This is a genomic window from Acidisoma sp., from assembly GCF_035492295.1.
Taxonomy (GTDB): domain Bacteria; phylum Pseudomonadota; class Alphaproteobacteria; order Acetobacterales; family Acetobacteraceae; genus Acidisoma.
Window position 1 is genome coordinate 1 of record NZ_DATJJK010000268.1, and the last position, 5192, is coordinate 5192.

The window sequence follows — 5192 nt, forward strand, 5'->3', positions numbered from 1 at the left end:
GCGCAAACGATAGACCACCCATGAGAAATCATCGGGATAGTTCACCGACTCCGCCAACAGTCCGTATTCGGTCGACACTTCATCGAGGGCCTCGACCAGCAAGGTGTCGTGTAGGAGGGTCACGCCCGCGGCCAGGTTGCCTTTCACACCGGCGATGACACGGTTGAAGTTGTCGAAGGTCTGACCGCTCACCCCGAGCCGCACCGTGCCGCCCTTGGGCGCGGCCGGATTGACGTAATCGAAATGCTTGAAACCGGCTGGATATTTGATGTCGCCGAACAGTGACAGCCCGTGACGCCAGGCGGGCTCTCCTGCCGGCGACGCGGCGGGCGCGGCGCCTTGTGCGACGGCGCCCCGGCCGCTGAACGCGTTCAGCATCGGCGACGCGGCGGTAAGGACGCCCGCTTGGACGAGGGCACGACGGGTCAGGCGCAAGGTGATACTCCGCAGTAAAGCCCCCAGGGGCTTAGCAATTCAGGGATTATGTCGGTTTTTGGAAAATCCGCCAACGAACTCCCGCGGAATTGAAACGCTCTGGCGGCGCAGGTGTTTCGCGCCAAAATGCAAACGGCCGGGCAATGCCCGGCCGTCGTAGCACAAATTGTGATGCCCGTTTACTGCGCAGCCACGGCAGGCTTCGGCTGCGGGTTATCCGCCAGCGTGCGCAGATATTCGATCACGTCGGCGCGCTGGCTGTCGCGCGCCAGGCCCGCGAAAGACATCGCAGTGCCGGGAATGTACTTTTGCGGGCCCTGCAGGAACTTGTTGAGCTCGTCGAAGGTCCACTCGCCGCCCTTGGCCTTCATCGCTGCCGAATAATTGAAACCTTCGTGCGCGGCGCGTTTGCGGCCGACAACGCCATAAAGGTCCGGACCGACCTTGTTGGGACCGTTCTTCTCGAAACTGTGGCAGGCTCCGCATTGCTTGGCGACGGTGGCGCCGCGCTCGGCCGAGGCCTTCTGCAGCAGCGCTTCGATCGGCTCCGGCGCGGCCTGGAGTTCCGCCGCGCCACCCTTGCCCGCTTCCGGCTCGGCGGCGGCAATGGCGTAACCCTGCTTCTCCGGCTTGGGCGCGGAGAACAGCGCATGGGCGCCGATGTTCAGCGCCAGGACAAAAAGGCAGGTGCCGAGCACCGCACCCAGGATCTTGTTGAGTTCGAAGGAATCCATCGACAATCGGCTCCGCGGGGAATGAAGGCGGAAGGGAGGCACGAGCCAAATGAGCCCGCGGCGGCGCAGAGATAACCGGTTTGCCTCACCCCGGCAACCCGTATAAGCACGCCCGGAACCGGCGAGAATGCATTCCTGACCGGGCTCAAGCGGGGGCGGCTAGTGCCCCTTTGCTTCCGAAGTTCGTGTCCGAGGGGGCCGCGAGTTATGACGAACTTCGGAAGCGGGCACTAGGGCCATGGCCGAGAGCGATATCCTGATCCTCATTCCGGCCCGCATGGCCTCCACCCGCCTGCCCGGCAAACACCTGGCGGACATCGCCGGCCAGCCGATGATCGTGCATGTGCTGCGGCGGGCGCAGGAGGCCGCCCTTGGCCCGGTCGCCGTTGCAACCGATTCGCCGGAGATCGCCACGGCCGTGGAAAAGGCCGGCGGCCAGGCGGTGATGACCAGGGCCGACCATGTCTCCGGCTCCGACCGCATCTTCGAGGCGCTGAACAAGCTCGACCCGCAGGGCCGCGCCGGCATCATCATCAATGTGCAGGGCGACCTGCCGACCCTGTCGCCGCAAGATTTGCGCGCCGTGCTCAAGCCGCTCGCCGATCCGGCCGTGGATATCGCCACGCTGGCGGCGGAGATCACCCGGCCGGAAGAGCGCACCAATCCGAACGTGGTGAAAGTCGTGGGCTCGCCGGTCTCGGCCGGCCGGCTGCGCGCGCTATACTTCACCCGCACTACCGCGCCTTCCGGCGAGGGGCCGCTCTATCACCACATCGGGCTCTACGCTTATCGCCGCGCCGCGCTGGAGCGCTTCGTGAAGCTGCCGCCCTCGCCGCTCGAGCAACGCGAGCGGCTGGAGCAACTGCGTGCGCTGGAGGCCGGCATGCGCATCGATGTCGCTATCGTCTCAAGCGTGCCGCTCGGTGTGGACACCGCCGAGGAGCTGGAGCAGGCCCGCGCTGCGTTGACTCGTTGAAGCAGAAGCGCGTAACCACAAGGCCATGAGACAAACGAAGAAAATTGCCTTCCAGGGGGAGCCGGGGGCCAATTCCGACCTTGCCTGCCGCAAGGCCTATCGCGCCTACGAGCCATTGCCCTGCCCTACCTTCGAGGATGTCTTCGCCGCGCTGCGCTCGCGCCGGGCGGAGCTTGCCATGATCCCGATCGAGAATTCGGTCGCCGGACGCGTGGCCGATATCCATCACCTGATGCCGAATTCCGGCACACATATCATCGCCGAGTTCTTCCTGCCGGTGCGTCACCAGCTGATGGCGCCGAAGGCCGCCACGCTGAAGACGGTCAAGACCGCGCAAAGCCACATCCAGGCGCTCGGCCAGTGCCGCAACACGTTGCGCAAGCTGCATCTGAAGTCGGTGGCGGCCGCCGACACCGCCGGCTCCGCCCGGGAAATCGCCGAAGAGGGCGATATCACCCGCGCGGCCATCGCCTCGGAGCTCGCGGCGAAAATCTACAAGCTGAAGATCCTGAAGCGGAATATCGAGGACGAGAAGCACAACACAACGCGGTTCATCGTGCTTTCGCGCAAGGCCAGGTGGGTGTCACGCGCCCACAAGGATGTAATCACCACCTTTGTCTTTCAGGTGCGCAATATCCCGGCCGCGCTGTACAAGGCGCTCGGCGGCTTCGCCACCAACGGCATCAACATGACCAAGCTGGAAAGCTACATGGTGGGCGGGCAGTTCACGGCGACCCAGTTCCTTTGTGATGTCGAGGGCCATCCTGAGCAGCCGGCGCTGCGCCGGGCGCTGGAGGAGCTTGCCTTCTTTTCGCGCGAAATCCGCGTCCTTGGCGTCTATCCCGCAGCCGCCTTCCGTCTCGCCCAGAAGGCGGCTGCGGACTGAGGCCCTAACCGGGGCTCAGACCGCCGCTGGGCTTTCGCTCCCGGCCGACGAGAGCGCGGTCGACCGCCGCGGGGCTCGCCGAGCGCGCTCCGGGTCGTTCCGCTCCATCCAACGGGCGAGGCGACCGCCAATACGGCGGAAGGGCTCCTCGATCACCAGCCAGGTCACGGTCGAAAGCACGAGGCAGACCGCGAGCACGCCGAGCGTCCAGACCAGGCCGTTCATGTAATGGCTGAAGGGCAGGCGTGAGGCGGGAAACCGCATCCAGGCGACGCCGATCACATTCTCATGCATCAGGTAGAGCGAGAAGGAGATGCGGCCGAGCCATAGGCACCAGCGCGCGTGCAGGCCGCGCGCCACGATGCCGCTGTCGTAGGACAGGCAGAGGATCAGCAACGCCGCGAAATGCGGAATGTAATGGCCGAAATCGAGCGAGGGGCTTTGGCTCGCGCAGAAGACGATGCCGCCCAGGCCGACGAGTTCGCCGAGGCTCGTCAGCCGGGCACTGGGCACGGGCAGGCGCTCGCTCGCGAGCCTGAGGGCCATGCCGAGGCCGAAGCCCACGAGGCCGCGCGCCACCGCCCCATCGCCCCAGACATAGAGGTCGTAGATCTGCAGGTGATGCTCGATGGCGCCAAGCCCGAGGATGACCGGCACCAGAAGCCAGAGTCGTGCATGGCGCAACGCCATGATGGCGATCGGAAAGAGCAGGTAGCAGACCAGTTCGACCGAGATCGACCAGGCAACCGCATTCCACATGAGCCGGTGATAGACGAAGGGTTGCAGCAGCAGCGCGAAGACCGGCAGCCAGCGGAGCTGCTGGGCCTCGTTATGCACGCCGAAGCGGAGATAAGCGTCCAGCCAGAGCAGCACCATGCCGCCGAGCACCGCGAGATGCATGGGATAGACGCGGAAGGCCCGGCGCGTCAGGAAGGCGCCGAGATTCCGCCAGGCGAGGCCGCGATAGACAGCCCCCAGGATGAAGCCGCTCAGGATGAAAAAGATGTCGACGCCGGCATAGCCATAATGGGAGAGGCCAGGCCAAAGGCTGTAGCCGACATCGGCCATGCCCAGCTGAAAATGCAGCAGGGCAACCCAGAGTGCCGCGAAGCCACGGATCGAGGTGAGGGGGACGCTTTCCTGCCGCATTGGGCTGATCTGTGCCACCAAAGCGCGTCGGGTCAATCAACAATTATGAAAGGCGCAAGAGACCCTGCTTTATACAGCCCGGAAGGGCGCTGCTTTCAAGGCTTGAGCAATGGCTCCATCGTCAGGCTGAGGGAGAGCAAGGCCGCATCCGTGCCGTGGGCGCCCATGAGCATCAATCCCGCCGGCATCCCCGCCTTGGGCATGGGCAGGGAGATGCCGCAGAGGTCGAAGAAATTGCCGAAGCTGGTATTGCGCAGCATCAGCGCGTTGATCGCGCGGAAGGCGTCCGCGTCGGTGACATCGGCGATCGTGGGCGCGACCATGGGCGTGGTCGGCATGGCGAGCAGCAGCCCCTCCGCCAACCGCGCATCGAGTGCGTCGACAAGCCGCCGGCGGCGGCGGAGCGAGGCGAGATAGCGCGGCGCGGGGACATCCAGCCCCTGAAGGATGCGGCCGAGCACCTGGGGGTCGAATTCCGCGCGGCGGGTCTCGAGATGGGACGCGTGAATCTCAGCCGCTTCCACGGGCACGATGGGGCCCTGGGCCAGGGTCTCGCGCATGTCCAACACCAGATCGCCGATGGCAGCGCGCGTCACCTGAATGCCCGCCGCTTCGAGGCGCTTCAGACTGTCCTCAAAGGCTGCCATCACCTCGGGCTCAGTATTGCCGAGGAATTCCTCGACGACCGCGACCTTGCGGCCGGCGAGCGGCACGGGGGTAAGCCCGGCCCAGGCCTCGCCTGCCATCACCGCATCGGCCATGGCGCAGAGGGTGACGCTCTGCGCCAAAGGGCCGATGGAATCGAGCGTGTAGGAGAGCGGAAAGGCACCCTCCCGTGGCACGCGCGGAGCACTCGGCTTGAAACCCACGACGCCGTTGAGCGCCGCCGGAATGCGGACCGACCCGCCGGTGTCGGTGCCGATCGCGATCTCGCCGATGCCCAGGCCCGCCGCGACGCCGGCGCCCGCGGAGGAGCCGCCCGGCACGCGCGCGCGGTCACAGGCATTGCCGG

At 65.9% G+C, this 5192-nt stretch carries 5 protein-coding genes and 1 pseudogene; 2 read left to right on the forward strand and 4 right to left on the reverse strand.

From position 1 onward, the window contains the following. Both VL752_RS19940 and VL752_RS19945 read right to left on the reverse strand, forming a co-directional pair. Positions 1-435, reverse strand: a pseudogene (locus tag VL752_RS19940) (ABC transporter substrate-binding protein); the annotation flags it as partial. A 179-nt stretch (positions 436-614) separates the two neighbouring features. Beyond that, positions 615-1133: a c-type cytochrome gene (locus VL752_RS19945; protein ID WP_325357989.1), complete on the reverse strand. Its 519-nt coding sequence runs from the start codon at positions 1131-1133 to the stop codon at positions 615-617. Between the two features lie 274 nt (positions 1134-1407). Between VL752_RS19945 and VL752_RS19950 the strand changes: the two genes are divergently transcribed. After that, a complete protein-coding gene (locus tag VL752_RS19950; RefSeq protein ID WP_325357991.1) occupies positions 1408-2145 on the forward strand; it encodes a 3-deoxy-manno-octulosonate cytidylyltransferase in 738 nt (245 codons plus the stop codon). Positions 2146-2170: 25 nt separating this feature from the next. After that, positions 2171-3031, forward strand: a complete 861-nt coding sequence (locus VL752_RS19955; RefSeq protein WP_325357993.1) for a prephenate dehydratase — start codon at positions 2171-2173, stop codon at positions 3029-3031. Between the two features lie 15 nt (positions 3032-3046). On the opposite strand, the gene VL752_RS19960 is transcribed toward VL752_RS19955, so the two are convergent. Continuing rightward, a complete protein-coding gene (locus VL752_RS19960) occupies positions 3047-4180 on the reverse strand; it encodes an acyltransferase family protein (protein WP_325357995.1) in 1134 nt (377 codons plus the stop codon). Between the two features lie 95 nt (positions 4181-4275). Then, the coding region (locus VL752_RS19965) for an amidase family protein (protein WP_325357997.1) at positions 4276-5192 on the reverse strand (917 nt) is incomplete at its 5' end.